This is a genomic window from Streptomyces flavotricini, assembly GCF_020639365.1.
GTDB lineage: Bacteria > Actinomycetota > Actinomycetes > Streptomycetales > Streptomycetaceae > Streptomyces > Streptomyces flavotricini.
In genome coordinates, this window is the sequence record NZ_JAINUL010000001.1 from 4429319 (window position 1) to 4453782 (window position 24464).

A 24464-nucleotide genomic window follows, 5' to 3' on the forward strand; every position below is an offset into this window, starting at 1 on the left:
CCACCGCTTCAGCGACCCCCGGCCGAGGCCTCCCGGCCTGCCGGACGACACCGGTCGTCGAGCCCACCACACGGAAGCCGACCGGCGAGGAACAGACCCTCCTCCGACCGGGGGCAGCGGGCGGGACGCCACGGCGCCCCGCCCCGCCGGCCACGCGCCCACCCCGAAGGGAACCACGCCCACGTGAAGTACATCGAGACCCAGACACTGCCATCGCCCGGGCACGCCGAGGTACGGATCATCGCGCACACACCCGAAGCCGCCCGAGCCGTCGCGGAGGCGCTTCGCCACTGCTTCGCGGGCACGGAACAGCGCAGCTATCCCGGCCTCGACGGCGGCACCCGCCTCCACCTCACCGTGGACACCGCAACACCCGCCGGCCCCGCCCGTTCCTGGCTGGCCACCAGCAGGACCCCCGTCGGCACCACCGCCCACTCCGACGAGACCTGAGAGCCTCCGAGGGCCCCCGGAGCCGCCGCCTGCGGCTAGGCCCGACAGCCATCCCCTCCCCTCGGCGGGCTTGCCGACCGAAACGTCTCCCGCGCGCAACGAGTTCAGCCAGGTCCGGAACCCTCGCCGCTGGGCGGCGGCGTCCCCCTGGCCGGACGGGCACGGGAGGCTCGGAGATCGGTGATTCCGCATGCCGCTCCGCAGGCGCGGGGGACCCGCCGCGGGTCCGGTCAGGGCGTCGCATCGCGCAGGTCGGGGCGGTTCCTGGGCAGCCCGAAGCCCGCCATCTCCTTCTCCTCGTAGGACAGGAAACCAAGGCTTCGGTAGAACGCGTGGTTGCGATCGCCCTCCTCCGACGACTCGTGGTCCGTGGAGAGGAGGAAGAAGCGGCAGTGCGAATACCGCCGCATGAGGTGCTCGACCAGGGACCGGCCGACGCCCTGGCGGTGATACGCGGGGTTGACCACGACGTCCTGGACGTAGCAGATGTGTTCGTCGTCGGAGACCGTCCGGGCCAGGCCAAGGAGTGTTCCCGAAGCGTCGCGTGCCGTGATGACCAAGTGGGAGTTCGCCAGGCCCCGGCACAGCCTGTCGACGTCACGGGTGTAGCCCTCCCATCCGACGGAGTCGTAGAGGCCCAGCATTTCACCCGGATCGAATGCATCCTCTTCCCTTACGAACACGATGAAACGCCCCATGTGACAGTGCCGTTGCTCATCCCCGACCCGCTCCCCTCTCGGGCGTCTCGGCCGTCGTGAAGATCCGGTCCAGGTGGTGACGGAGCACCGCGATCGCCGACTCCGGACGCCGCTGGCCCACGAGGATGCTGGTGCCCAGGGTCGCAGCCATCGCGAGCAGGCTGATCGCCTCCGTGCGCGCGTCGGCGTCCGGGTCGGCCACGCCTGACGCCTGCGCCTGTTCGAGGAGTCCGGTCAGGGCGTGCTCCGCGGCGTCGGGGTTGTCGATGAAGGGCTGGGCGGCCAGCGCCTCGTCGGTCACCGACAGGATCGCGTAGGAGCTGTACAGCAGGTGGAACGTGCGGCTCTCGTCGTCGGTCGGCAGCGAGGCCAGCAGCAGTTCCTCCACCATGGCGCGCGGGCCCGGATCCGGGCCCGCGGCGGCCAGGCGGGCGCCCACCCTCGCGGTGAAGCGGGCCGTCAGGTGCTGGAGGCCGTAGAAGAGCAACTTCTCCTTGGTCTCGAAGTAGTACTGCACGAGCCGGAGCGACACGCCCGCCTCCGCGGCCACGTCGCGCATGCCGACGGCGTGCAGCCCGCGCCGCCCCGCGACCTGGATGAGCGCCTCGGCGATCTGGGCGCGCCGCTCCTCGTGATCCACGCGCTTCGGCATGTTCCCGTGTCTCCGCCCGTCGATGGTGGGTTCGCACTCCGCTATCCGAACCCCTTCATGGTACCGATGTACCACATTAGTGGTACGGTCGTACCACGAAGAACGGATCTTCACAGGAGGTGCCGCCGTGCCCGAGAACACCGCCCGCGTACGCCGCGATGTGGGCCGCTACGTCAACGACACTCTGCGCGACCGCTACTTCGCTGCCGAGGACGTGCTCCACGCGATGGGGGCACCCGCCCGCTCCGAGACGGACGTGGAGACGAGCTTCGGCACCACCCACGTCTACCGGTACGGGCCCGCGGACCCCGCGGCCGAGTCCCGGACGCCGATCGTCCTGATCCACGGCGCCGGCTACAGCTCGGCGATGTGGTACCCCAACACCCCCGGGCTCAGCCTCGACCGCCCCGTCTACGCTCTCGACACCCCGGGCGACGCGAACCGCAGCATCCACCGCGAGCCCATGTGGCAGCCCGAGCGCGCCGCGCAGTGGATGGACGAGGCCCTCGACGCGCTCGGCCTCGACCGGGTCCACCTCGTCGGCTCCTCCTACGGCGGCTGGCTGGTCCTCAACCAGGCTCACCGGCGGCCCGGACGGCTCGCCTCGGTCACCGCCCTCGACCCGGGCGGCCTGGAGAAGGTCGGCCTGCGCTTCTTCGCCTGGGTCTTCGTGAGCCTGTTCGCCACCTTCGCCCCGAAGGCGCTGCGACCCCGGCTCGCCAAGTGGCTGGACCAGCCGGTCATCGCCGTCCCCGAGATGCGCAAGTGGGTCCAGCTCGGCGTCCGCGCGTACCGGATCCGCCGCCCCGCACCCCTGCCGCTGGCCGAGGACGCGCTGCGGTCCATCCGGACCCCGCTCTACGTCATCATGGGCAAGCACAGCCTGCTCGTGCACCCGAAGCGCCAGCTGGAACGCGTACCGCGCCTCGTGGCCGGAGCCCGCGCCGAGATCATCACCGCGACCGGGCACGGCCCGCAGATCGACCACCCGGCCATGGTCAACGCCCGGATGCTGTCCTTCATGGAGGGCGTCGACTCCCTCGACCCCTCTGCGGTCGACGCGTAGGGACACGGCGGGGAGGAAACGGGGTCCGCGGGAGCAGCCGGGACGCGGGGCGCGGGGGAATCGCGGCCCCTATCGGTGTGCCGCTTGCGGTTGCGGGGTCGGGCGGGCGGCGGGTGGCGGGGTGGCGCCTCGTGGCCGGCGCAGGAGCAGGGCGACGACGAGCGCCGCGGCCGCCAGGGCGGCGCTGCCGCAGCGCAGCGCCACGTGCAGGGCGTCGACGAAGGCTGCGTTCACGGCGTCGTGGACCGGGTCGGGCAGGGCTGCGGCGCCGTCCGGGGCGGCGGGGAAGGGGCGGTCGAGGTCGGCGGGGGCGCCGAGCCGGTGCAGCGCTTCGGTCAGGGTCGCGGTGAGCCGGCTGCTGAGGACGGCTCCGAGGACGGCGACGCCGATGACGCCGCCGATCTCGCGCAGGGTGTTGAGGGTTGCGGAGGCCATGCCGGCCCGCGCCGGGTCGACGCGCTGCATGATCGTGATGGACACGGGGGCGAACGTCATGCCCATGCCGAGACCCATGGCGAGCAGGACCCAGACGTACTGCGGATAGCGGGCGTGTGCGCCGTAGAGCGAAAGGGCGCCGAGGGCCGCGGCGCACAGGGCCAGGCCGGCGACCAGTGGGAGGCGGGGGCCGTGGCGTGAGGTGAGGGCGCTCGACAGCGGCGCGGCGACGACGATCATCGCGGTCATCGGCAAGCCCGCAAGGCCGGCGTCCGACGGGGACCAGCCCATCACGTCCTGCATGAGGAGGGGCAGGAAGAAGGCGGCTCCGAACATGCCGAAGCTGATCATGAACCCGCTCACCGCGGCGCCGGTGAGCACCCGGTCCCGGAAGAAGCGCAGGTCGAGCATGGGGTCGGTGCTACGTGCCTCGACGACGACGAGCGCGGGCAGGGCCAGCGTCGCGACGGCGGCGAGCGTGAGCACCCGGGTGTCGGTCCAGCCCCGGCCGGGCCCCTCGATGAGCGCGTACACCAGCGCGCCGAATCCCAGCGCGGAGAGCGCCTGGCCCGGCAGGTCCAGCCGCTGGGTGCGGGCGGCGAACTCGGGGAGCACCCGGGCCGCGAGCAGCAGGCCGCCCGCCCCGATGGGAACGTTGATCCAGAAGACGGCGGCCCAGCCGAAGGCGTCCACGATCGGCCCGCCCAGGACCGGGCCGACGGCCAGACCCAGCGCGGAAACGCCGGACCAGAGGCCGACGGCCCTGGCCCGCTCCTTCTCGTCCGTGAAGACGTGGCGCAGGATGGACAGACTGCCCGGTGTGAGGAGGGCGGCGCCGAGGCCCTGGAACATCCGGGCGGCGATCAGCGTGCCGGTCGTAGCGGAAAGCGCCGCGGCCGCCGAGCCCGCGGTGAAGACCGCCAGGCCGGTGAGGAAGATCCGTCTGCGGCCGTACCGGTCGCCGACGGTGCCGCCGGTGAGCAGCAGGGCCGCGTAGACCAGGCTGTAGCCCTCGACCACCCACTGAAGTCCGCTGACGCCGGAGTGCAGCTGCTGCCCTATGCGGGGCAGGGCGTTGTTGACGATGACGTTGTCGAGCATCGCCATGAACATCGTGGCGCACAGCGTGGCGAGCACGAGCCCTTTGTGTCGGGCGGGCGGCTTCGTCATCACTCTCCCTAACAGTGTTAGTCGATCCGTGCGCTTAGACTGCACCTAACAGTGTTAGTCGCGCAAGCGGGATTCCCGGCGGGACCCGCGTACGGAGGTGGCCGATGGCCGTGGAGAGCAAGAGCGACGACGCCCCGTCACAGCCGGGGCTGACCCGGCAGGCGCTCGTCCAGGCCGCCCTGCGCGTGCTGGAGCGGGAGGGCGTCAACGGCCTGTCGATGCGCAAGGTCGCCGCCGAGCTGGGGGTGAAGGCGGCCTCGCTGTACTGGCACGTGCGCAACAAGGAGGAACTGCTCGACCTGCTCACCGACGAGCTCATGGCCGATGCCGAGGCGCCGCCCCGGGAGGGCGGCTGGCGAGAGCAGTTGCGCGAGTACTGCGTGCGCTACCGCCGTCATCTGCTCGGCAAGCGCGACGCCGCCAAGGTCGTCGCGGGCCGGCTCGTCCCGGGCCCCCACCTGCTGCGCCTGATGGAAGACCAGCTCGGCCGCCTGCGGGAGGCCGGGTTCTCCGACGCCGACGCCGCCATGGTCAACTACGCGCTCGGTGCGTTCGTCCAGGGCTTCGTGCTCCAGGAGCAGGGTCCCCTCTCGGCTTCCGAGGCCATGGGCGCCGGCCGCCGGGAGGTCGCCACGGCTGCGGGGGAGCAGCTGCGCCGACTGCCGCAGGAGACCTTCCCCCATCTCGTCGCGCTCGCCGACGCCCTGACCGGTCCCTCCATGGAGGACCGCTTCTCCTTCGCCCTCGAACGGCTCCTGGACGGACTGTCCACCCTGCTGGAGCAGGGCTCCGACGTACGAAAGGAAGGAACGCCCGATGAGTGAGCGCACCTCATCCACGACCGAGAGCTGCGCGCCTTCTCCTTCCGCTGCACGGTCCGCCAAGGGGCAGACCTGCTGGGCTGACCCGCTGGGGCTGACCCGCTGGGGCTGACCCGCGGGGCTGGGCTAGGGCGCGATGTTCTGGTTCAGGTGGAACACGTTTCCCGGGTCGTACTTCCGCTTGACCTCGACGAGGCGGTCGTAGTTGCCCTTATAGTTGGCCCTGATCCTGTCCTGGTCGTCGGCGGCCATGAAGTTGATGTAACCGCCTTCCTCCGAGTGCGGGGCGGTCGCCTCGTAGTAGTCCCGCACCCACGCGATGTTCGCCTCGTTGGCGGAGGGGTCGGGCCACATGCCGGCGATGACGGGGGCGAACGAGCAGTCCCGGTAGGCGAAGGCCGTTGCCTGCGGCGCGACTCGGTGGCAGGCACCGTTGATGGGATAGATGTGGACCGTCGAGTTCACGGCCGGCAGCCGTGGTCCGTACTCCACGTGCGCCGCGATCGCGGCGTCGCTGAGCTCGGTCACGAAGTTGGCCTTCCAGTAGTGCTGGAGGCCGGGCGGCACCAGCGCGTCGAAGGCACTGTTGAGCGCGGGATACGGCATCGGCCCGACGTGCTCGGCGACCACCGGCGCGAAGTCGTGGAAGGCCTGCAGGGCGCGCTCCCCCTCCTCCAGCGGCCCCGCCCAGCACGCCACGACCAGGACGAAGGGGTCGCCGTGCCGGTTCTCGGGGATGAACGGGAGGGGCGGGGCCAGCTGGAAGGCCGGGAAGCCGCCGAGTTCCTCCGGCGCATCGGCGATGTACTCGGCGAAGGAGCGCAGTACGGTGGCGGCGTCTTCCAGTTCGTAGAGGATCGGCCCCCCGTAGACGTCCTTGACGGGGCTGAGCCGGAACTCGAACGAGGTCACCGCGCCGAAGTTGCCGCCGCCTCCGCGCAGCGCCCAGAAGAGGTCGTCGTTCTCCTCCTCGCTCGCGATGAGCAGCCGGCCGTCCGCGGTCACCACGTCGGCGGAGATCAGGTTGTCGCAGCTCAGGCCGAGTCCGCGGGCGAGATAGCCGATGCCCCCACCCAGTGTGAGGCCGCCGACGCCCGTGGTCGAGATGATCCCCCCGGTCGTCGCCAGACCGAAGGCGTGCGTCGCCGCGTTGAAGTCGCCCCAGGTCGCGCCGCCTTCGGCACGCGCCGTCCGGCGCACGGGATCGACACGCACGCCGCGCATCCCCGACAGATCGGCCACGACGCCACCGTCGCAGGTGCCGAAGCCGGGCACGCTGTGCCCGCCGCCACGCACCGCCAGGTCGAGCTCGTTCTCCCGCGCGAAGCCGACCGCGGCCATGACGTCGCCCGCGTTGGCGCAGTGCACCACGGCGGCCGGCCTCTTGTCGATCATGGCGTTGTGCACCTTGCGCGCCTGGTCGTAGGCATCGTCGTCAGGGGTGGTGACCGCCCCGCGGACGCCTTCACGCAACTGCTCGATCGAGAGCTTGCCCATAGCGATCGCTCCTCGTGCCTCTGCCCTCGCCGACTCGGCTGGGAAGGGGGCTCGGCGCCTGTGGAAACGGGCGCCGTCGGGGCTCCCTGCGGGATGCTGCACCCCGCCACGCGCCCCGCCACGCGCCCTGTCACCGACCCCGGCCCTCTCCACGCTACGCCGATGGCGCGCCGCCTCAACTCGAGATCCGCGGCGGCCTCCCGGCTCGGCTCCGCGGGCCCCGGGTACGGGGTGGACGTGGCTCGCGGGTGTGGCCGATCATGGCGTGATGTCGCTCCGTACGTACGAGGCCGATCTGTTCGAGGGCTCCAGGGGCCGCCTGGAGGCGATCGCCTACCGGCTGCTGGGGTCGGCCGGTGACGCCGAGGACGCGGTGCAGGAGACGTACCTGCGGTGGCACGCCGCGGACCGGGAGCGGATCGAGACGCCCGAGGCGTGGCTGACGAAGGTCCTCACCAACCTCTGCCTCAACCAGCTCACCTCCGCCCGCGTCAGGCGCGAGACCTACGTGGGGCAGTGGCTCCCGGAGCCGGTGCTGGCCGGAGACCGGATGCTCGGTCCGGCCGACACCGCCGAGCAGCGCGAATCCGTGTCCCTCGCGATGCTCACCCTCATGGAGCGGCTGTCGCCCAACGAACGCGCGGTGTACGTGCTGCGCGAGGCGTTCGGGTACGCCCACCGTGAGATCGGGGAGATCCTCGACCTCACCGAGGCGAACTGCCAGCAGATCCACCGGCGCGCCAAGCAGCACCTCGCCACCGACCGGACCCGGACCGAGATCGACGCGGTCGCCGCGCGGAAGGTCGTCGAGGAGTTCCTCGCCGCGGCCCTCAGCGGCGACACCGAGCCGCTGATCCGGCTGCTCACCGACGACGCGGTCAGCGTGGCCGACGGCGGTGCCCGGGTTCCGGCGCGCAGGACCCCGGTCGTCGGCGCGCTCCACATCGCGCGCTACCTGCGCGGCCTGTTCCGGCCGGGCGCCGCCAAGCTGGCCCACGCCGGTGGAAATCCCGCCCTCCACGCCGGCGTCGTCAACGGCGGTCCCGCCGTGCTGGTCTCGGTCGGGGAGCAGATCATCGGCGTCATCTGCCTCGACGCGACCGCCGGCGCGGCCGCCGACGGCATGGAGGCGGTCCGGGCGGTCCGGATCCAGGTCAACCCCGACAAGCTGGAGCGCATCACGCGCCGGTGGGCGGCCTCCGGCCCCCATCACCCCCTCGCACAGATGTGGTGACCCACGTCACATCCGATTCCTGTCAGGAATCGCGGGGCTGTCCGGTTCAGGAGGTGAGTCCAACCGGATAGGGAGCGAGCCAGCCATGAAGCACCGCATTGTCGTCCTCGGGGCCGGGTACGCCGGAGCCATCACCGCCGGTCGTCTCGCCAAGCGGCTGCACCACGACGACGTAGAGATCACCCTGGTCAACGGCGACGCCGAGTTCGTCGAACGGATCCGTCTGCACCAGCTCGCGAGCGGCCAGGACCTGCCGCGGCGCCCGCTGGCCGGCATCTACGCGGGCACCGGCGTGCTGTTCCGGACGGCGCGGGTCACCTCGGTCGACGTGGACCGCAAGACCGTCGCTCTCGCCGACGAAAGCGGCAGCGAGACCACCGTCGGATACGACACCCTCGTGTACGCCCTCGGGAGCACCGCCGCCGACCACGGCGTCCCCGGTGTCGCCGAGTACGCCCACAACGTCTCCGGCAAGCAGGCCGCGTTGCGCCTGCGGGCTCGGCTGGGCGAGTTGGAAGCGGGTGGGACCGTACTGGTCGCGGGCGGCGGCCTGACCGGCATCGAGGCGGCCACCGAGATCGCCGAGGCGCATCCGGGACTGAAGGTCGCCATCGCCGCCCGCGGCGGTGTCGGCGACTGGCTGAGCGACAAGGCCCGGCGGCACCTGAGCGGTGCCTTCGACCGGCTCGGCATCACGGTCCACGAGCACGCCGACATCACGCGCGTCGGAGCGGACGGCGTGGACACCGCAGCCGCCGGGACGATCCCGGCCCAAGTGACCGTGTGGACGGCGGGCTTCACCGTGCACCCGATGGCGGCCGCCACGACCCTGGAGGTCTCCGACACCGGCCGCATCGTCGTCGACGGCACCATGCGGTCGGTTTCCCACCCCGATGTGTACGCCGTCGGCGACGCCGCCTTCGCCGGAGGAGTGGGCGGCGAGCCGCTGCGGATGGCGTGCGCCACGGCAACCCCGATGGCGTGGCGGGCCGCCGACGCCCTCGCCGCGCGCCTGACCGGTCGCAAGGTATCCGAGACCGGGATCGGTTACGCCAGCCAGTGCATCAGCCTCGGACGCCGCGACGGAATCCTCCAGCGCGTGACCCCCGACGACCAGCCCACGTCCACCGTCATCACGGGCCGGGCCGGCGCCCGCATCAAGGAACTCATCTGCTCGGCCACGACCTGGACCATCGCCCACCCGACCATGATGGTGCCGAGCCGCCGCCGCCGTCTCACGGCGACCGCCGAAGCCGGTCGAGCGCCCCTCCGCGTCACCCTGTGAAGCACCCTGGAGTCCTCTTCGGCGAGCCGGTCCTCCCCGGTGCCGCTGCCTGTTCCGATCCGGGGATCCGAGGTCGGCCGTCCGGGGTGTGGCCGAGGCCGATGCCGGCCAGGCGGTGGGGGTCGGTGAGGATGTCCAGGGCGACGATCTTGCCGTTCCGGACGGTGAACGCCGTCAGGGACAGGGGCTTGCCCTGCGCCATCGCGAGTGCGCCGGGGATGCCGTTGACCAGGACCGGGACGGCGGCCGCTGCGAAGCGGGCGAACGTGATCGCGTTCGAGGCCACGTCGGTGGCACCCCGCCGGACCGCACGCGGGCGCAGCGTGCCGCCGTCGGAGCGGGCCACGACATCCGGGTCGAGGAGGTCGACGAGCGCGTCGAGGTCCCCGCCTCAGGCGGCAGTGTCACGGGGCTCTCCGGCATCGATCCGGAGCGCGAGGTACTCGCCGCGACGCGAGGTGCGTGAGCGCAGCATGTCCAGGAACACCGGCCGACGACGGTGGTCAGGACGCTAACCCGATGCCGCAACACCGGGGCGGTGTTTCACGTGAAACATCGTCCGCCCCTCCCGGGGGTCCACATCATGGACAACTACGCTCGGGACATGAACGCAGAAGCCGCCGACGCGCTCGCCGCCGTGAAAGACGCCGACCGGAAGCACGTTTTCCATTCCTGGTCGGCTCAGGAGCTCATCGACCCGCTCGCCGTGGCCGGTGCCGAGGGCTCGTACTTCTGGGACTACCGGGGCAACCGCTTCCTCGACTTCTCCAGCGCCCTCGTCTACACGAACATCGGCTACCAGCACCCCAAGGTGACCGCTGCCATCCAGGAGCAGGCGGCCAAGCTCTGCACCGTCGCGCCCGGCTTCGCCGTCGACGTCCGCGCGGAGGCGGCCCGGCTGATCGCCGAGCGCACGCCCGGCGACCTCGACAAGATCTTCTTCACCAACGCGGGCGCCGAGGCCGTCGAGAACGCCGTGCGGATGGCGCGGCTGCACACCGGCCGACCCAAGGTGCTGTCCGCGTACCGCTCGTACCACGGGGCCACCTCCACCGCGATCAACCTGACCGGTGACGCCCGCCGCTTCGGCAACGACAGCGCGACCGCCGGCGTCGTGCACTTCTGGGGGCCCTTCAGCTACCGCTCGCCGTTCTACTCGGCCACCGAGGCCGAGGAGTGCGAGCGCGCGCTGCGCCACCTCGAGGACACGATCGTCTTCGAGGGTCCGCAGTCCATCGCCGCGATCATCCTGGAGACCGTCGGCGGCGCACCCGGCGTGCTCGTCCACCCGGACGGCTACCTCGCCGGGGTCCGCGAGCTCTGCGACCGCTTCGGCATCGTCTTCATCCTCGACGAGATCATGGTCGGCTTCGGCCGCACCGGAAAGTGGTTCGCCTCCGAGCACTGGGGCGTCACCCCCGACCTGATCTGCTTCGCCAAGGGCGTGACCAGCGGATACGTCCCGCTGGGCGGGGTCGCCATCTCGGCCGCCATCGCCGAGACCTTCGCCCGCCGGCCCTACCCGGGCGGGCTGACGTACTCCGGGCACGTGCTGGCCTGCGGGGCCGCCGTGGCGACGATCAACGTCATGGAGGAGGAGGGCATCGTCGAGCAGTCCGCCCGCACCGGAGCGGAGCTGCTGGGTCCGGGCCTGCGCGCCCTCGCCGAGAAACACCCGTCGGTCGGGGAGGTCCGCGGGCTGGGCACGTTCTGGGCGCTGGAGCTCGTACGGGACCCGCGCACGCGCGAGCCGCTGGTCCCGTACAACGCCTCGGCGGCGGACAACGCGCCGATGGCCGAGTTCGGGGCGGCCTGCAAGAAGGGCGGGCTGTGGCCGCTGATCGCCGGCAACCGCATCCACGTCGCCCCGCCCTGCAACATCGCCCCCGAGGACGTGGCCAAGGGGCTGGCGATCCTCGACGAGGCCCTGTCCGTAGCGGACGCGCACATGGCCTGACCTGCACGGATATACGGTCGCCCAATCCGTGGGCGCCTGTCTTGGACGTTCCGCGCCATTCCGAACACCACGTGAACGTGCTGGAATCCGAGAGAGCACCTACGGACCGGGATGCACGTCAGTCCCGGGGCGGTCCTCCGTGACCGAACGGCGGGGAGCGGGCCGACCGCTGGACGCCGGGCGTACGGGATCCAGTCAGTCGGACTCCGTGTACCCGAAGGAATACAGCCATGAGCAAGCACGTCCTCGCGCAGAACCAGTACGGCAAGGCCGAGAACCGCATCGTCAAGGTCACCCGCAAGGGATCCGACGGGTCGTGGCACGAGATACGCGACCTCAACGTGTCGGTCGCGCTCCGCGGCGAGTTCCGCGACGTCCACCTGACCGGCGACAACGCCAACTGCCTGCCGACCGACACCACCAAGAACACGGTGTACGCCTTCGGCAAGGAGCACGGAATCGCCTCGCCCGAGGCCTTCGGCATCCTGCTCGCCAAGCACTTCGTCTCCTCCCAGTCGCCGATCCGCGAGGCGCAGATCCGGATCGAGGAGTACGCCTGGGAGCGGATCCCGGTCCCGACGCGCAAGGAGCAGCACTCCTTCGTCCGCAAGGGCCAGGAGGTGCGCACGGCGCAGGTCACGTACAGCGAGACGACGGGCCTCCAGGTCATCTCGGGTCTGAAGGACCTGACGGTGATGAACTCGACGAACTCCGAGTTCCACGGCTACATCAAGGACAAGTACACGACGCTGAAGGAGGCGTACGACCGGATCCTGGCGACCAAGGTCACCGCGCGCTGGGCGCACTCGGCGCTGGCCGCCGACGACGCCGACTTCGACTGGGACCAGTCGTACAAGAAGGTCCGCAAGAACATGCTGGAGGCCTTCGCCGAGACCTACTCGTACTCGCTCCAGCAGACGCTGAACCAGATGGCCGAGCGGGTGCTCGACAACTGCCCGCGGGTCAACGAGGTGCGTCTCAACCTCCCCAACAAGCACCACTTCCTGGTCGACCTGGAGCCCTTCGGCCTCAAGAACGACAACGAGGTCTACTTCGCGGCGGACCGGATGTACGGCCTGATCGAGGGCACCATCCATCGCGACGGCGTGCAGCCGGTGATCGCGACGAGCGACTGGATCGTCGCGTAGCGGCAGGACGCCCCTAGGCGTCGAGCGGCCGGCCGAGCTGGAGGTTCCACCGGCCGAGCCGCCCGCTGAGGGTGGTCACCGTGTCCGGCCGTACGTCGAGGCGCCAGTAGGCGGCGGCCGGGAGCTCCAGAGCGTGCACCACGCCCGCCCGTACGACGGCCTGGTCGACCACGGCGCGATGCGTTCCGGGGGGCAGGCCGGCGAGCGCGGCCCCTACGCGGGCGATCAGCTCGGTGACGGACTCCCCGCCGGGCGGTGCGTAGTCGGGGTCGGTCAACCATCGCTGTACGGCGGCCGGATCCTCGGCGGAGACCTCGTCCAGAGTCCGGCCCGCCCATTCGCCCGTGTCCGGACCGCGCAGGCCCGCGTGGCCGGGGCAGGAGGCTCCGTGGCCGAAACGAATCTGTCGCGAGGCGGCGTCGAACGGACGTGTCACGAACTGAACTCGTACCACGGCACTCTTCATAAGGGGAGCCTAAACGCGGTACGGTCTCGGACGACAACCTAAAAAAGACGACGGTATGACGGAAGTACCGGTGAAAATCCGGCACGGTCGCGCCACTGTGAATCCTCCCGGAGGGGGAGGGAAAGTCAGACCCGCCATGTCGTCGCGAGCACCACTGACCGGGACGCGTGTTCCCTCTGGAGGTACTGCCATGGCTCACTCCGCCGTGCCCACGACGGCCCCTGCCGTCGCCCCGATCTCGCTCTCCGCGCTGGCCCCCTGGGCCGTGTTCGTCGGCGTCCTGATGCTGGTCCTGCTCTACCTCGTCGGTGCCGAGCAGGGCGCCACCGCGCTCTTCGAAGGCGACACCGTCCACGAGTGGATGCACGACGGTCGCCACCTCCTCGGCTTCCCCTGCCACTGACCCCGGCCTCAGCAAGGGAAGACCGAACCATGAACCCGATTTCCCCCCGGGTCCTGCTCATCCGGGGCATGCTGGCCGGTCTGCTCGCGGGCCTGGCCGCCTTCCTCGTCGCCTACGTCCTCGGTGAATCCAAGGTCGACGCGGCCATCGCCATCGAAGAGGCGGGCCACGCCGCCCACGACCACGGCGAGGAGGCGGCCCCGGTCAGCCGGGCCCTCCAGGCCACGGCCGGTCTCGGCACCGGCACGCTGCTGTACGGGATCGCGCTCGGCGGCATCGCCGCGCTCGTCTTCTGCTACGCGCTGGGCCGCATCGGCCGCTTCGGCCCGCGGGTGACTGCCCTGCTGGTCTCGGGCGGCCTGTTCGTCGCCCTCAACCTCGTGCCGTTCCTCAAGTACCCCTCCAACCCGCCGGCCGTCGGAGACCCCGACACCGTCGTCCGGAGGACCACCCTCTACGTCCTGATGATCGCGTTGAGCGTGCTGCTGTCCTCGGCGGCGCTCATCCTGGGCCGGCGCCTGGCGCCCAAGCTCGGGAACTGGAACGCGTCGATCGTCGCCTCGGTGGCGTTCGTCGCGGCGGTCGCCATCGCCTACGCCTCCCTGCCCGGCATCAACGAGGTCCCGGCGGACTTCCCCGCCGCCCTCATCTGGCAGTTCCGCCTCGCCACGCTGGCCATCCAGGCCGTGATGTGGACGACCTTCGGCCTGGCCTTCGGTGTCCTGGCCGAACGCTCCCTCACCCCGGCCACCGCCCCCCTGGAGACGGCGCAGCCCGCGAGCTGACGCCGTGCCCGGCATCCCCACGGCCCTGACCGCCCACCGGCGGCCGGGGCCGCGGTCTTTTCCGCGGTCCACTCATTCGGTCGTATCTTGCGCAATCCACGGAATGGCGGTGGCTCACCCGTCGCCAGCTGGGAAGACGTCCGGGGCGGAGTGGCGACACGCCTGTGACGCGGTGTCACTCTTCGGCGTTGTAAGCGGTACTGACGGGCAGCGAGGGGGTCCACTGCTCTCAGAAGACCCGGCCGACGGAGCCGGGGCATCGCACCAGGAGGGAATTCCATGCCCCACGCCAAGTGGGTGGCCGGCGTGCTGACGGTGGCTCTGCTGGGAGCCGGCGTAGGAATGCTGCGGAGCACCGAGGGCGCCGGGCCCACGGCGGCAACCGCCGCCGACGCACTGCCCTCGCGCGCGCTGGGTCTGTCCGGCCACCGCCGGCTCGTCGAGCAGCTGGAGCACGCCGGGCAGCACGCACCGGGCAAGGGATCCCGGCCCTCTCGGGCCCTCGCCATCACACCGCTGCGGGTCTCGCGGCCCCTGCGGCTGCACATCCCCAGCCTGGGCGTCGACCTGCCGCTGGGCGGGGACGCCGAGGAAGCCGCCTGGGACCACGACAGCCCGGCCCCGGGCTCGGCCGGCACCGCCGTGGTCACCGCCGCCGATCTGCGCCTCGCCGAGCTGCGGCGGGGGCTGACCATCGAGATCGCGCGCGCTGACCGTCGTACCGCCGTGTTCACCGTGGACCGGGTCTCGCCCGCCGGGGTCAGCGGTCGCGGGCAGCGGCCCGGGCGGGCCCAACTGCGGCTGGTCAGTGGTGAGACCACCGTCCTGGCACGGCTGACCGGGCAGCGCCGCACCGGCTGACGGGCAGCGCCGCACCGGCTGACGGGCTGTGGCGCACCGGCCGATCCGGCAACCGCCGCGGCCTCCTGTCAGCCGAGGGGGGTGTCTTCATCCCCCGGTCGGGGGCTTCTGGGGTCCGGTCGGGGAGTTCACCGGCGTGTCGGGGCAGACCCCTCGCATGAGCGGGACTCGGTACGCGCGCACGGCATGGGCCAGGGCCCTTTCAGCGGTCTGTGTCGTGCTGCTGTGCCTGTTCGCGTCCGGTCCCGCCGGGACGACGGCCGCAGCGGCGGCCGCCGCGGTCGAACGCACCGCCTCCGGCGCGCCGAGCGAGCCGGGCACCCCCGCCGAGGGGGAGTCCGATCCGGCCGCGGACCCCGAAGTGCGGGTCGCCGTACGGCTCGCCGTGCGCGGGCTGCCGGGCGTACGGCAGCTGCCGCGGCCGGTGTTTCACGTGAAACATGCCGGTCGGGCCGTACGGGCCGACGGGTACGGGACGGACGGGCCGGTGCCGTCCGTGTGGACGGAGCGGAGTGTGGTCCTGCGCTGCTGAGTGGGCCGAGCAGCAGCGCGCGCACCCCCACACTCCCCCGAACACCGTGAGGTTCCGGCATGCCCATCGACCCGTACGCCGCCCTGAACGCCATGCTCCGCGCCGAGGTCACCCGCTACACGCCGACGGCCCCGAAGCCCCCGCGCCGCGGGACCGACGGCGAGGACGCCTCAGCCGTCCCCGCCCCCACCGCCGCGGTGGCCGCGACGGGGGCGGTGAACGGCTCCGAGACCCCGTCCGAGGGCTGAGTCCGCGGACGTGGCCGGGCGCCGGTCCCCCGTCGGGGACCGGCGCCCGGCGCGGGCTTCCGGCTCAGGGCTCGCGTTGGTAGTAGCGGTAGAACGCCGCCAGCCCGACGGCGATGCCGGTGATCAAACCGACCCAGCACGAGCGGAGGATGGAGTGGTCGGCCAGGCTGTACAGATAGCCCACCGCGATACCGCCGAACGCGCCGTACGCCGCGGCGTGCACCTCCCGCATCAACCGCGGGCCGACACGGGCGAGGGTGTACATGATGCCGGCGAAGACGACGCCGCACAGGATCCCGTAGAAGACGTTGCCGGCGTCGACCGGTCCCATCTGGCGCTTCATGAAGGCCGCCCAGACGCCGTAGACCAGTCCGAGGAGCAGCGCCCGCACCAGCGGGCCCTTGCTCACGTTCTCCGTGCCGGTCCTCGTGCCGGTCGCCCGCAGGTGCCGCCCGGGGGCGGTGGGTGCCGCATGTGCCATGACAGGGCTCCTCTCTCCCATCATCCAGGGCACACCCGCCACCCCGGACCGGCAAGTGGATCAGCGGGTCGGCCCGCGCGGCCACCCGCCCGCAGCAGTCCCGCTCGCGCCGCCCGCCGCCGCGGCTTTCCCTGGTGACGTGCGCACCTTCCTCTCGGCGGTACTCATCGTGCTGGTGACCCTCCTGGTGCCCGCGGGCGCCGTCGCGTACTGGGCGGACCACGAGTTGGGCGACGCCGACCGGTACACCGCGGCGATGTCCCCGCTGGCCGAGGACCCGGCCGTCCAGGGCGTCGTCGTCACCCAGGCGAGCCGCGCCCTCGCCGGGCAGATCGACGCCGGCCCCTTCCAGGGCGGGGTCGACGCCCTGCTCGGCGAGGCCCTGCGCTCCTTCGCCGGCACACCGGCCTACCGCACCGCCTGGGACGCGGCGAACCGAGCCGCGCACGCCGCGTTCCTCAAGGCGCTCACCACCGGTGACGGCGACGCCGTCACCATCGACCTCGCCCCCGTGATCGAGCAGGTCAAAGGGGACCTCGTCGCCGACGGCGTGCCGTTCGCCGACCGCATCCCGGTGACCCACGTATCGGTGAAGGTCATGGAGTACGACGACCTCGGCGCACTCCGGAAGGGCTTCCGCATGCTGCAGATCGCCGGCATCTGGCTCCCCGTACTGACCGTGGTGCTCGCCGCGACGGCGATCGCCGTCGCCGTCCACCGGCGCCGCGCCGTGATCGCCACCGGGCTGGGGGTCGCCGTCGGCGCGGTACTGCTGTGGATCGCGGTGGCCGTCTGCCGCCGGCTCACCCTCGACGACCTGCCGGCCGACATCGACCGGGCGGCCGCCGCGGCGGTGTACGACGCGCTCACCGCATTCCTGCGCACCACCGCCTGGGTGGTGCTGGCGATCGGGCTCGCCGCCGCGCTCGCCGCCTGGCTGACGGGCCGACTACGCCGCACCCCATAAGCTCGGAAGGTACCGGCAGGTGCAGAACGCCCCAGAAGAGGCCGAGAAGAACACAAGAAGAACGCAAGACCCCGGAACAGCGCAGAAGAACCGATTCACGAGCGGCCGCACGGAAGCTGAATGAGCACCGAACGCACCGAACAGATACCCTCCGGGCGCCCCCGGCACCGTCCGCTGACTCCACCCGCCTGGCTGCTCAAGGGGCTACGGCCGAGCACCGCCCCCATCCCCTGGGCCGCCGCCGCGCGCGCCGGCGTCGCGATGGCCGCCCCGCTCGCCGTCGGCTTCGCCCTGAACGAGCCCGAGTACGGGGCCCTCGTCTCGATGGGCGCCCTGTCCGGGGTCATCGGCGACACCGCCGACGCCTACCGGATGCGGGTCCTGAACATCGCCGTGCCGCAGCTCTTCGGCGCGATCGGAGTGGCCCTGGGCACCCTGGTCTTCGGTCACGGCTGGCTCGCCGTCGGCGTCCTCACCCTGATCGCCCTCGTCTCCGGGATGATCTCCTCGATCGGCACGGTCGCATCCGTGTCCGGACTGCTGCTGCTCCTCAACGCCGTGGTCGGCGCCGGCCTGCCCCTCCCCCAGCCCTGGTGGACGGCCCCGCTGCTGCTCAGCGCGGGCGGACTGTTCGTCCTCCTGCTGTCCCTGCTGGGCTGGCCGCTGCGCGGGCGGCAGCCGGAGCGCGCCGCCGTGGCGGCCACCTACCGGGCGCTCGCCGACGCACTGGAAGCCGCGGGCGGACCGGACTACGACGAGCGGCGCCGACAGGTCACTCACGCCCTCAACCAGGCCTACGACCTGATCCTGGGCCGCCGCGCCCGGGTGCACGGCCGCAGTCCCGCGCTCGTACGGATGCTGGCCCAGCTGAACGTGGTGATCCCGCTGGTGGAGGCCGCCCCCGCCATGCACCTGCGGGGCAAGGCACTGCCGCCCGAGATCCCGGCGGCCGTACGGGACCTGGCGCGAGCCGTGGAAGAAGGCCGCACCGGGAAGACCTCACTGGAGCTGCCCGCTCCGCACACCCCCGCCGAACGGGCCCTCGACGCGGCCCTGCGCCACGCCGCGGCCATCGTGCACGTGCCGGAGCCGGACCTGCACAACATCGACGACCGGCTCGGCCGCCCCGCCGCGCTGACGGTCCGCGCCCGGCGGGCGGTGCGCGACATGATGATGTCCAGCGCCTCCTGGCGGTACGGGCTGCGCCTCGCCCTGTGCATCGGGCTCGCCCAGACACTGGTCTCCGTGGTGGAGGTCGAGCGGTCCTACTGGGTCGCCCTGACCGTCACCTTCGTCCTCAAGCCCGACTTCGGATCGGTGTTCTCCCGGGCCGTGCTGCGCGCCCTGGGCACGGCGGCGGGGCTGGTCATCGCCGCCGCCGTGCTCGCCGAAGTACCGCGCGGCTGGTGGGACGTGCCGGTGATGGTGGTGCTCGGCGCCCTGATCCCCGCGTTCTCCACCAAGGGGTACGCCTTCCAGACCGCCGCGATCACCCCGGTGATCCTGCTGCTCTCGGACCTCCTCAACCACCAGGGCTTCGACCTGATCCGGCCGCGGCTGCTGGACAGCCTGATCGGCTGCGCCATCACCCTGATCGCCGGCTATCTGCTGTGGCCCGAGAGCTGGCACACCCGGATCGGCGACCGGCTCGCCGACACCGTGGACGACGCCGCCAGGTACGTGGAGCGGGCCTTCGGGACCCATCCCGACACGGAAGCCGGACAGCGGGCGGCGCGGACCGCGCGGCTCCAGGCCCGGCGGCGGATCTACCGCGAGATGTCGGGCGTACGCAACGAGTTCCAGCGGGCCCTGACCGAGCCGCCGCCGACGGGGGCGAGGGCCGCCGCCTGGTGGCCGCTGGTCGTCGCCGTCGAACGCATCGTGGACGCGACCACCGCCGCCCGGGTCCGGGTCAACCACGGCGCCGAAGCCCCCTGCGCCGAGGAAGTGGAGACCGTCATCGCCGATCTGCGCGCCCTCGCCGAGGGGGTGCGCAAGGCCAGGAGCCCCACCCAGCTGCGCCCCCCGGCGCTGCCGCCCGGGGACGAGGGCTCCGTCCTGGCCCCGGTGCGCCACGAACTCGCAGCGGCCCGCGCGATCGCCGCCGACGAGCACTGACGCGGGACCGCGCTCCCTCGGCCCGGCGGGCAGCGCGTCGCCCGAATGGCCCCGGGACCGGGCCCCCACGGCCCCGGCGGGAGAGCATCGGTGCATGAGGCCCCTCTCCCGGCGCGGCCGCGCGGCGGCCCCGGTCCTCGCCGCCGTCCTCGCGGCGGCGGCCGGGTGCGCCGACGTGGACGGGCTGCGTGACGACGGCAACCTGGGCACGGTCCACGCCCCGCAGTCCCTCTGGGCGGACGTCCACCCGGACCCGCCCGGCCCGGGCCAGAAGCCCGGTACGGCCTCCGTGGTCCCGGGGCTGCCCAAGGTCGCGGGCCTCAGCATGCGGGGCGTGAACGCGCTGGAGGTCGTACGGGCCGACATCGCCGCCGCCACCGCCCAGGACCAGGGGACCGGACGCCTCGTCGACCCCCGGGCGGTGCAGCGGCTCGCGCTGTGTACACAGGCTGTGGACGGTGGTCCGGACTGCCCGGTGCGCCCCCCGGTGCTGCACGACGTGACGGGCGACGGCCGCGACGAGCTGATCACCGCCCTGGACATCGACGGCCAGGTCAGCGAACTGCGCGTCTACACCGTTCAGGACGACGGGTCGATCGCCCGGATCCTGTCCCGGCGCGGCGTGCTGGAGGGCGTGGAGGTGGCCGCCGAACACCTGGCGGTCCGCGAGCCTACGTCGAACCCGGAGAAGGTCTCCGTCTCCGACTACGTGTGGGACCCCGAGGCCGGGATCATGAACCTGTCGCAGCTCACCCTCGACGAGTGCCCGGGCAAGAAGGACAGCCCCACCCCGTGCTCCTCCGCGAGCCGGGGCTGAGCGGGGCCGGGGCGCCATGCGGGTGACGAGCAGTCTGCGCTGGAAGATCGCCCTGACCACCACGGCCGTGTGCTGCGCCGTCGCCGCGGTCCTCGGGATCCTCGTGCACAACGTGGTCGCGCAGCAGATCGTCGGGGAAGTCCGCAAGGACGTGGACCGGGACCTGGACTACGCCCTCGCCCAGTACCAGTACGGCACCTCCCACGGCGATGTGAACGTCGCCGTGGACCCGCCCGGGCTCCCCGAGCCGCTGCGCATGCTCGTGGCCCGCGGACGTACCGGCAGCATGGTCGGCGAGCACGCCCGCAAGCCCGTCATGTGGGCCGCCGGACCCGCCGACGACAAGGTCCTCGCCGTCTGGCTCCCGTACGAGAGCACCCGCCACCGGCTGCGGGACATCGACACCGCGATCCTCGCCTCTGCGGCGCTCGCCGCAGGAGTCGTGGCGCTGGCCGGTCTGTTCCTCGCCAACCGGATCAGCCGCCGGCTGACCACCACGGCCGCCGTGGCCCGCCGGATCAGCGCCGGAGACCTGGACGCGCGCGTGGGGTTCCCCACCGAGCCGGACGGCGGGGACGGGACGGAGGGTACGAGCGGAGCCGGCGGCCGGCGACGGCCGCGCTACCACGACGAGGTCCGCGACGTCGCGCAGGCACTCGACTTGATGGCCCGCTCGCTCCAGGAGCGGATCGAGGCGGAGAAGCGCTTCACCGCGGACGTCGCGCACGAGCTGCGCACCCCGCTCACCGGCTCGCTGGCCGCGGCCGCCCTGCTGCCGGAGGGGCGCCCCAAGGAGATGATCAACGACCGGCTCAAGGCCCTGCACCTGCTCACCGAGGACCTGCTGGAGATCTCCCGGCTGGAATCGGGGGTCGAGCACGCCGACCTGACCCGGATGGAACTCGGCGAGGCGGTACGGCGGGCCGTCGCGGGTACCCGCCTGGAGGCCTCCGTACGGATCGTCCGGGACGCGGTGGTGTTCACCGACCGCCGGCGGCTGGACCGCATCCTGACCAACCTGCTGGTCAACGCCGACAAGCACGGGGAACCGCCGGTCGAGGTGACCGTGGAGGGCCCGGTGGTGGTCGTACGCGACCACGGGCCCGGCTACCCGCCCGAGCTGATCGAACAGGGCCCGCAGCGGTTCCGCACCGGGGACCCGGGCCGCGGCCGGGGCCACGGGCTGGGCCTGACCATCGTGGTCGGCCAGGCGTCGGTCCTGGACATCGCCCTGACCTTCGCCAACGCACCCGACGGCGGGGCGATGACCACGCTCCGGCTCCCCGTCGGACGTCTGACCGATGAACGCCTCACCGGAGGCGCCTCCCAGCGGTAGCCGGGGGGAAACACCCGGGGGCGGTGGGTGTTTCACGTGAAACACCCACCGCCCAGGTGGATTCGACCGGTCAACTGACCGCGCCTACGGGCCGGATCAGACGCCGATGTTCTTGCCGTCCTTGCGCCAGACGGACACGACCGCCGGGCGGACGATCTTTCCGGGGCCGTCGGGCCACACCGACTGGGGCTTCTCGACGGACGCGCCGTCGATCTCGCCCGGGTGCTGGACGGCGACGAGGACGCGCTTGTCCTGGACCAGCGGGCCGCAGGTCTCGGCGCCGCGGGGGACGGTCAGGAACTGCTTCAGCTCACCGCGGCGCTCACCGGCGGTGGCGACGCCGAACAGGCCGTCGTGGGAGCCGAGCTGGTTGCCGTCCGTGGAGATCCACAGGTTGCCGTGCGGGTCGAAGGTCACGTTGTCCGGGCAGGAGATCGGGCTGACCTTCTCCTTCGGGAAGCCGGCGAAGAACGTGGACGGGTCCTTCGGGTCACCGGCGACCAGGAAGAGGCGCCAGGCGAAACCGTCACCGGCCGGGTCGTCGAAGTTCTCGGCGAGCTCGAGGATCTGGCCGTGCTTGTTCGCGTTGCGCGGGTTCGCCTCGTCCGCTCCGGCCTTGCCGGTCTTGCCGCGGTCGCTGTTGTTGGTGAGGACGACGTACACGCGGCCGGTGCGCGGCGAGGGCTCGATGTCCTCGGGGCGGTCCATCTTGGTGGCGCCCACCTTGTCGCCGGCCTCACGCGTGAAGACGGCCACCTCTTCGGCGGTCATGCCCTCGACGTGCGAGACGTTCCCGGAGGGGGAGGAGGTGAGGAGCTTGATCCACACGCCGGAGCCGTCGAACTGACCGTCGGAGGGGAGCTTGCCGGTGCCGTCGAACTCGGCGGCCGGGGAGTCGCCGGTCAGCTTGGCGACGTAGAGGGTGCCCTCGTCGAGCAGCGTGAGGTTGTGCTCCTTCGCCGCGCGCGAGTCGCCCTTCTTCATCCGCTTCGAGGAGACGAACTTGTAGAAGTAGTCGAACTTCTCGTCGTCGCCCATGTAGACGACCGGGCGGCCGTCCTCGGTCAGGCGGGGCTGGGCACCCTCGTGCTTGAAACGGCCCAGCGCGGTGCGCTTGCGCGGGGTGGAGTGCGGGTCGTACGGGTCGAGCTCGACGACCCAGCCGAAGCGGTGCGACTCGTTGGGCTCCTGGAGCACGTCGAAGCGCTTGTCGAAGCGCTCCCACTTGCGCTCGGTGGCGCCGGCGGTCACGCCGTAGCGCTTCAGTCGGGCGGCCTCGGTGGCGTCGGTGACCTGGCCGGCGTTGGCGAAGTACTGGTTGAAGTTCTCCTCGCCGTGCAGCGTGGTGCCCCACGGGGTGGTGCCGCCGGAGCAGTTGTTGAGCGTGCCGAGGACCTTGGTGCCGGTCGGGTCGACGGAGGTCTTCACCAGGGCGCTGCCCGCGGCCGGGCCGGTGAGCTTGAACTCGCTGGTCGCGGTGAGGCGGCGGTTCAGCTGGTGGCGGTTGACCGCGGTGAGCTTGCCGCTGCGGTGGTCCTCCTGGACCACGACGACGCCCAGACCGTGTGCGGCCCAAGCGATCTCGACCTGCTCGCGGGTCGGGTTCGCCGGGTCGTAGCCCTTGAACATGAGGATCTCGTCGGTGTACTCGTGGTTGGCCACGAGCAGCTGCTGGCGCTCGTAGTCACCGCCGAGCGGGAGCAGCGACAGGAAGTCGTTGTTGTAGCCGAACTGTCCGGCCTGGGCGGCGGCGGTCTGCTTGTCGGCGTTGAACCCGGGAGCACCCTTCACGATCGGCTCGCCCCAGCGGATGACCACGTTCTGTTCGTAGCCCTCGGGGACGGTGACCCGGTCGTCGGTGTTCGGTGCGATGGCCTTGAAGCGCAGACCGCGGGCACCCGCGGCGTCGGCAGCGGCGCCCTGGGCGTCGGCGGCGGGCGCGGCGGTCGCCGAGGAGCCGTTGCTGCCGAGGGTGATCGCGGTGCCGGCCGCGGACGCGACCGTGACGACGGCGGCGGAGCGCAGCATGGAGCGGCGCGAGTAGGCGCGGGCGATGACATCGCCGACGTACTCGTTGTCGCTCTTGTTCGGCACCTCGTGGAAGCAGGCGTCGCCGCAGCGGTAGCGGCAGGTGAGGGCGGAACGGCCGCCCCCATGCGAGTTGCCTATGAGCGGCAGGAGCTTGCGCACGAGTGTCCTCCGTAGATGCACGGGTGCCGACAGCATGTCGGTCGAATCCAGCCGTGACGGTAGGCGCGGGTTGCGCCGAAGCGGCGGCGGCGGAATGAACGCCCGGTGAACCGGGCACGTCGGTGCGGGAGTTCGGCAAGATGGGGTGTGTGCTGGTTGGGCCGGGCGCCACGAAGGGCGCCCCTGCCGAAGTTCCAGCCAAGCGGCCGATAACCTTACGTGTCCACTCTGGGCAGGGATCATCCGCGCAGCACGGACAAATGACGCACGCACTCATGCGAAAGGCCTGGCCCATGGGTATTCGGAGCTTGTTGCGCAAGGTGTTCGGACGGTCTGCCGAGCCGGTTCCGGAGATGACGGACGCCACTTCGGCCGCCGTCCCGAGCCAGGCGGAACGGACCCCCCTGGATGTGGCGGCCGAACTGGTCGCCGCCTCCTTCGACAACCCCACGGTTCCCCCGCAGTCCGCTCCGCGGGACCGTGAACCGGGGACCCTTCTCACCGCCACGGCGCCGGACCCCACGGTCCCGGAGGCGCGGCGCCCCCAGCCGGATGCGCCTGCCGCCGAGGCGAAGCCCGAGGCCGCCGCGGCCGCGGAGCCGGAGGCCGAGGTCGTGACCGCCGAGGCCGAAGCCGAGGTTGTGGCCGAGGCCGTCGCGGAACCCGAGGCCGAAGCTGTGGCCGAGGCCGTCGCGGAACCCGAGGCCGTCGCGGAGCCCGAGGCCGAAGCTGTGGCCGAGGCCGTCGCGGAACCCGAGGCCGAAGCTGTGGCCGAGGCCGTCGCGGAACCCGAGGCCGAAGCTGTGGCCGAGGCCGTCGCGGAACCCGAGGCCGAAGCTGTGGCCGA

General features: G+C 72.0%; 24 protein-coding genes and 1 pseudogene. 17 read left to right on the forward strand and 8 right to left on the reverse strand.

What is annotated here, in order from left to right:
• The first annotated feature begins 183 nt into the window (after nt 1-183).
• On the forward strand, nt 184-450 hold the full coding sequence (locus K7B10_RS19995; RefSeq protein ID WP_229337711.1) for a hypothetical protein: 267 nt from the start codon (nt 184-186) through the stop codon (nt 448-450).
• Nucleotides 451-680: 230 nt separating this feature from the next.
• Here K7B10_RS19995 and K7B10_RS20000 read toward each other — a convergent pair whose 3' ends face one another.
• Nucleotides 681-1148 carry a GNAT family N-acetyltransferase gene (locus K7B10_RS20000; RefSeq protein ID WP_229337713.1) on the reverse strand — a complete coding sequence of 156 codons (468 nt, stop codon included), beginning with the start codon at nt 1146-1148 and terminating at the stop codon, nt 681-683.
• A 16-nt stretch (nt 1149-1164) separates the two neighbouring features.
• Nucleotides 1165-1800 carry a TetR/AcrR family transcriptional regulator gene (locus tag K7B10_RS20005; RefSeq protein WP_229337715.1) on the reverse strand — a complete coding sequence of 212 codons (636 nt, stop codon included), beginning with the start codon at nt 1798-1800 and terminating at the stop codon, nt 1165-1167.
• A gap of 127 nt (nt 1801-1927) precedes the next feature.
• On the opposite strand from K7B10_RS20005, the gene K7B10_RS20010 reads away from it, so the two are divergent.
• On the forward strand, nt 1928-2866 hold the full coding sequence (locus K7B10_RS20010) for an alpha/beta fold hydrolase (protein WP_229337717.1): 939 nt from the start codon (nt 1928-1930) through the stop codon (nt 2864-2866).
• Between the two features lie 69 nt (nt 2867-2935).
• Here K7B10_RS20010 and K7B10_RS20015 read toward each other — a convergent pair whose 3' ends face one another.
• On the reverse strand, nt 2936-4471 hold the full coding sequence (locus K7B10_RS20015) for an MFS transporter (protein WP_229337718.1): 1536 nt from the start codon (nt 4469-4471) through the stop codon (nt 2936-2938).
• A gap of 104 nt (nt 4472-4575) precedes the next feature.
• Here K7B10_RS20015 and K7B10_RS20020 point away from each other — a divergent pair, with 104 nt between their 5' ends.
• Nucleotides 4576-5295, forward strand: coding sequence for a TetR/AcrR family transcriptional regulator (locus tag K7B10_RS20020; protein WP_229337720.1), 720 nt, complete (start codon nt 4576-4578; stop codon nt 5293-5295).
• Between the two features lie 123 nt (nt 5296-5418).
• On the opposite strand, the gene K7B10_RS20025 is transcribed toward K7B10_RS20020, so the two are convergent.
• Nucleotides 5419-6789 (reverse strand): FAD-binding oxidoreductase, encoded by a 1371-nt coding sequence (locus K7B10_RS20025; protein WP_229337723.1) that lies wholly within the window; start codon nt 6787-6789, stop codon nt 5419-5421.
• 268 nt (nt 6790-7057) lie between these two features.
• Here K7B10_RS20025 and sigJ point away from each other — a divergent pair, with 268 nt between their 5' ends.
• Both sigJ and K7B10_RS20035 read left to right on the forward strand, forming a co-directional pair.
• Nucleotides 7058-8023, forward strand: coding sequence for an RNA polymerase sigma factor SigJ (gene sigJ / locus K7B10_RS20030; RefSeq protein ID WP_229337725.1), 966 nt, complete (start codon nt 7058-7060; stop codon nt 8021-8023).
• A gap of 85 nt (nt 8024-8108) precedes the next feature.
• Nucleotides 8109-9308 carry an NAD(P)/FAD-dependent oxidoreductase gene (locus tag K7B10_RS20035; protein ID WP_229337727.1) on the forward strand — a complete coding sequence of 400 codons (1200 nt, stop codon included), beginning with the start codon at nt 8109-8111 and terminating at the stop codon, nt 9306-9308.
• Here K7B10_RS20035 and K7B10_RS20040 read toward each other — a convergent pair.
• Complete coding sequence (locus K7B10_RS20040) at nt 9298-9654, reverse strand: sigma-70 family RNA polymerase sigma factor family protein (RefSeq protein WP_308284610.1); 357 nt, start codon at nt 9652-9654, stop codon at nt 9298-9300. The genes K7B10_RS20035 and K7B10_RS20040 overlap by 11 nt on opposite strands.
• 258 nt (nt 9655-9912) lie before the next feature.
• Here K7B10_RS20040 and K7B10_RS20045 point away from each other — a divergent pair, with 258 nt between their 5' ends.
• Nucleotides 9913-11265, forward strand: coding sequence for an aspartate aminotransferase family protein (locus K7B10_RS20045; protein ID WP_229337729.1), 1353 nt, complete (start codon nt 9913-9915; stop codon nt 11263-11265).
• Between the two features lie 230 nt (nt 11266-11495).
• The gene (gene pucL / locus K7B10_RS20050; RefSeq protein WP_229337731.1) at nt 11496-12413 is read left to right on the forward strand and encodes a factor-independent urate hydroxylase; all 918 of its coding nucleotides are present in this window, start codon (nt 11496-11498) and stop codon (nt 12411-12413) included.
• Nucleotides 12414-12426: 13 nt separating this feature from the next.
• Here pucL and K7B10_RS20055 read toward each other — a convergent pair whose 3' ends face one another.
• Nucleotides 12427-12879, reverse strand: a complete 453-nt coding sequence (locus K7B10_RS20055; protein ID WP_229337733.1) for a histidine phosphatase family protein — start codon at nt 12877-12879, stop codon at nt 12427-12429.
• A 190-nt stretch (nt 12880-13069) separates the two neighbouring features.
• On the opposite strand from K7B10_RS20055, the gene K7B10_RS20060 reads away from it, so the two are divergent.
• The 5 genes from K7B10_RS20060 (at nt 13070) to K7B10_RS20080 (ending at nt 15708) form a co-directional block, all read left to right on the forward strand.
• Nucleotides 13070-13282, forward strand: coding sequence for a CbtB domain-containing protein (locus K7B10_RS20060; RefSeq protein WP_030857499.1), 213 nt, complete (start codon nt 13070-13072; stop codon nt 13280-13282).
• Nucleotides 13283-13311: 29 nt separating this feature from the next.
• Entirely contained in the window at nt 13312-14067 is a 756-nt protein-coding gene (locus K7B10_RS20065) for a CbtA family protein (protein WP_229337735.1), read from the forward strand.
• 279 nt (nt 14068-14346) lie between these two features.
• Nucleotides 14347-14928, forward strand: coding sequence for a class F sortase (locus tag K7B10_RS20070; protein ID WP_229337737.1), 582 nt, complete (start codon nt 14347-14349; stop codon nt 14926-14928).
• Between the two features lie 157 nt (nt 14929-15085).
• A complete protein-coding gene (locus K7B10_RS20075; RefSeq protein ID WP_229337739.1) occupies nt 15086-15460 on the forward strand; it encodes a hypothetical protein in 375 nt (124 codons plus the stop codon).
• A gap of 59 nt (nt 15461-15519) precedes the next feature.
• Nucleotides 15520-15708 (forward strand): hypothetical protein, encoded by a 189-nt coding sequence (locus K7B10_RS20080; RefSeq protein WP_229337741.1) that lies wholly within the window; start codon nt 15520-15522, stop codon nt 15706-15708.
• 64 nt (nt 15709-15772) lie between these two features.
• Here K7B10_RS20080 and K7B10_RS20085 read toward each other — a convergent pair whose 3' ends face one another.
• Nucleotides 15773-16189 (reverse strand): hypothetical protein, encoded by a 417-nt coding sequence (locus tag K7B10_RS20085; RefSeq protein WP_229337743.1) that lies wholly within the window; start codon nt 16187-16189, stop codon nt 15773-15775.
• A gap of 139 nt (nt 16190-16328) precedes the next feature.
• Between K7B10_RS20085 and K7B10_RS20090 the strand changes: the two genes are divergently transcribed.
• From K7B10_RS20090 to K7B10_RS20105, 4 genes are all read left to right on the forward strand, one after another.
• Nucleotides 16329-17156 (forward strand): hypothetical protein, encoded by an 828-nt coding sequence (locus K7B10_RS20090; protein ID WP_229337745.1) that lies wholly within the window; start codon nt 16329-16331, stop codon nt 17154-17156.
• Nucleotides 17157-17276: 120 nt separating this feature from the next.
• Nucleotides 17277-19274 carry an FUSC family protein gene (locus K7B10_RS20095; protein WP_229337747.1) on the forward strand — a complete coding sequence of 666 codons (1998 nt, stop codon included), beginning with the start codon at nt 17277-17279 and terminating at the stop codon, nt 19272-19274.
• 94 nt (nt 19275-19368) lie between these two features.
• On the forward strand, nt 19369-20091 hold the full coding sequence (locus K7B10_RS20100; protein ID WP_229337749.1) for a hypothetical protein: 723 nt from the start codon (nt 19369-19371) through the stop codon (nt 20089-20091).
• A gap of 16 nt (nt 20092-20107) precedes the next feature.
• Nucleotides 20108-21427 (forward strand): sensor histidine kinase, encoded by a 1320-nt coding sequence (locus K7B10_RS20105; protein WP_229337751.1) that lies wholly within the window; start codon nt 20108-20110, stop codon nt 21425-21427.
• Between the two features lie 96 nt (nt 21428-21523).
• Here the strand turns inward: K7B10_RS20105 and K7B10_RS20110 are convergent, their stop codons facing one another.
• Nucleotides 21524-23617 carry a PhoX family protein gene (locus tag K7B10_RS20110; protein ID WP_229337753.1) on the reverse strand — a complete coding sequence of 698 codons (2094 nt, stop codon included), beginning with the start codon at nt 23615-23617 and terminating at the stop codon, nt 21524-21526.
• 353 nt (nt 23618-23970) lie between these two features.
• Between K7B10_RS20110 and K7B10_RS20115 the strand changes: the two are divergent.
• Nucleotides 23971-24464 (forward strand): annotated as a pseudogene (locus tag K7B10_RS20115) (VWA domain-containing protein); the annotation flags it as partial.

Coding starts and splice junctions, on each gene's coding strand:
- K7B10_RS20000 (WP_229337713.1), bottom strand. CDS start 1,148: ATGGGGCGTTTCATCGTGTTCGTAAGGGAAGAGGATGCATTCGATCCG.
- K7B10_RS20005 (WP_229337715.1), bottom strand. CDS start 1,800: ATGCCGAAGCGCGTGGATCACGAGGAGCGGCGCGCCCAGATCGCCGAG.
- K7B10_RS20015 (WP_229337718.1), bottom strand. CDS start 4,471: ATGACGAAGCCGCCCGCCCGACACAAAGGGCTCGTGCTCGCCACGCTG.
- K7B10_RS20020 (WP_229337720.1), top strand. CDS start 4,576: ATGGCCGTGGAGAGCAAGAGCGACGACGCCCCGTCACAGCCGGGGCTG.
- K7B10_RS20025 (WP_229337723.1), bottom strand. CDS start 6,789: ATGGGCAAGCTCTCGATCGAGCAGTTGCGTGAAGGCGTCCGCGGGGCG.
- sigJ (WP_229337725.1), top strand. CDS start 7,058: ATGTCGCTCCGTACGTACGAGGCCGATCTGTTCGAGGGCTCCAGGGGC.
- K7B10_RS20035 (WP_229337727.1), top strand. CDS start 8,109: ATGAAGCACCGCATTGTCGTCCTCGGGGCCGGGTACGCCGGAGCCATC.
- K7B10_RS20045 (WP_229337729.1), top strand. CDS start 9,913: ATGAACGCAGAAGCCGCCGACGCGCTCGCCGCCGTGAAAGACGCCGAC.
- pucL (WP_229337731.1), top strand. CDS start 11,496: ATGAGCAAGCACGTCCTCGCGCAGAACCAGTACGGCAAGGCCGAGAAC.
- K7B10_RS20055 (WP_229337733.1), bottom strand. CDS start 12,879: ATGAAGAGTGCCGTGGTACGAGTTCAGTTCGTGACACGTCCGTTCGAC.
- K7B10_RS20060 (WP_030857499.1), top strand. CDS start 13,070: ATGGCTCACTCCGCCGTGCCCACGACGGCCCCTGCCGTCGCCCCGATC.
- K7B10_RS20065 (WP_229337735.1), top strand. CDS start 13,312: ATGAACCCGATTTCCCCCCGGGTCCTGCTCATCCGGGGCATGCTGGCC.
- K7B10_RS20070 (WP_229337737.1), top strand. CDS start 14,347: ATGCCCCACGCCAAGTGGGTGGCCGGCGTGCTGACGGTGGCTCTGCTG.
- K7B10_RS20075 (WP_229337739.1), top strand. CDS start 15,086: ATGAGCGGGACTCGGTACGCGCGCACGGCATGGGCCAGGGCCCTTTCA.
- K7B10_RS20080 (WP_229337741.1), top strand. CDS start 15,520: ATGCCCATCGACCCGTACGCCGCCCTGAACGCCATGCTCCGCGCCGAG.
- K7B10_RS20085 (WP_229337743.1), bottom strand. CDS start 16,189: ATGGCACATGCGGCACCCACCGCCCCCGGGCGGCACCTGCGGGCGACC.
- K7B10_RS20095 (WP_229337747.1), top strand. CDS start 17,277: ATGAGCACCGAACGCACCGAACAGATACCCTCCGGGCGCCCCCGGCAC.
- K7B10_RS20100 (WP_229337749.1), top strand. CDS start 19,369: ATGAGGCCCCTCTCCCGGCGCGGCCGCGCGGCGGCCCCGGTCCTCGCC.
- K7B10_RS20105 (WP_229337751.1), top strand. CDS start 20,108: ATGCGGGTGACGAGCAGTCTGCGCTGGAAGATCGCCCTGACCACCACG.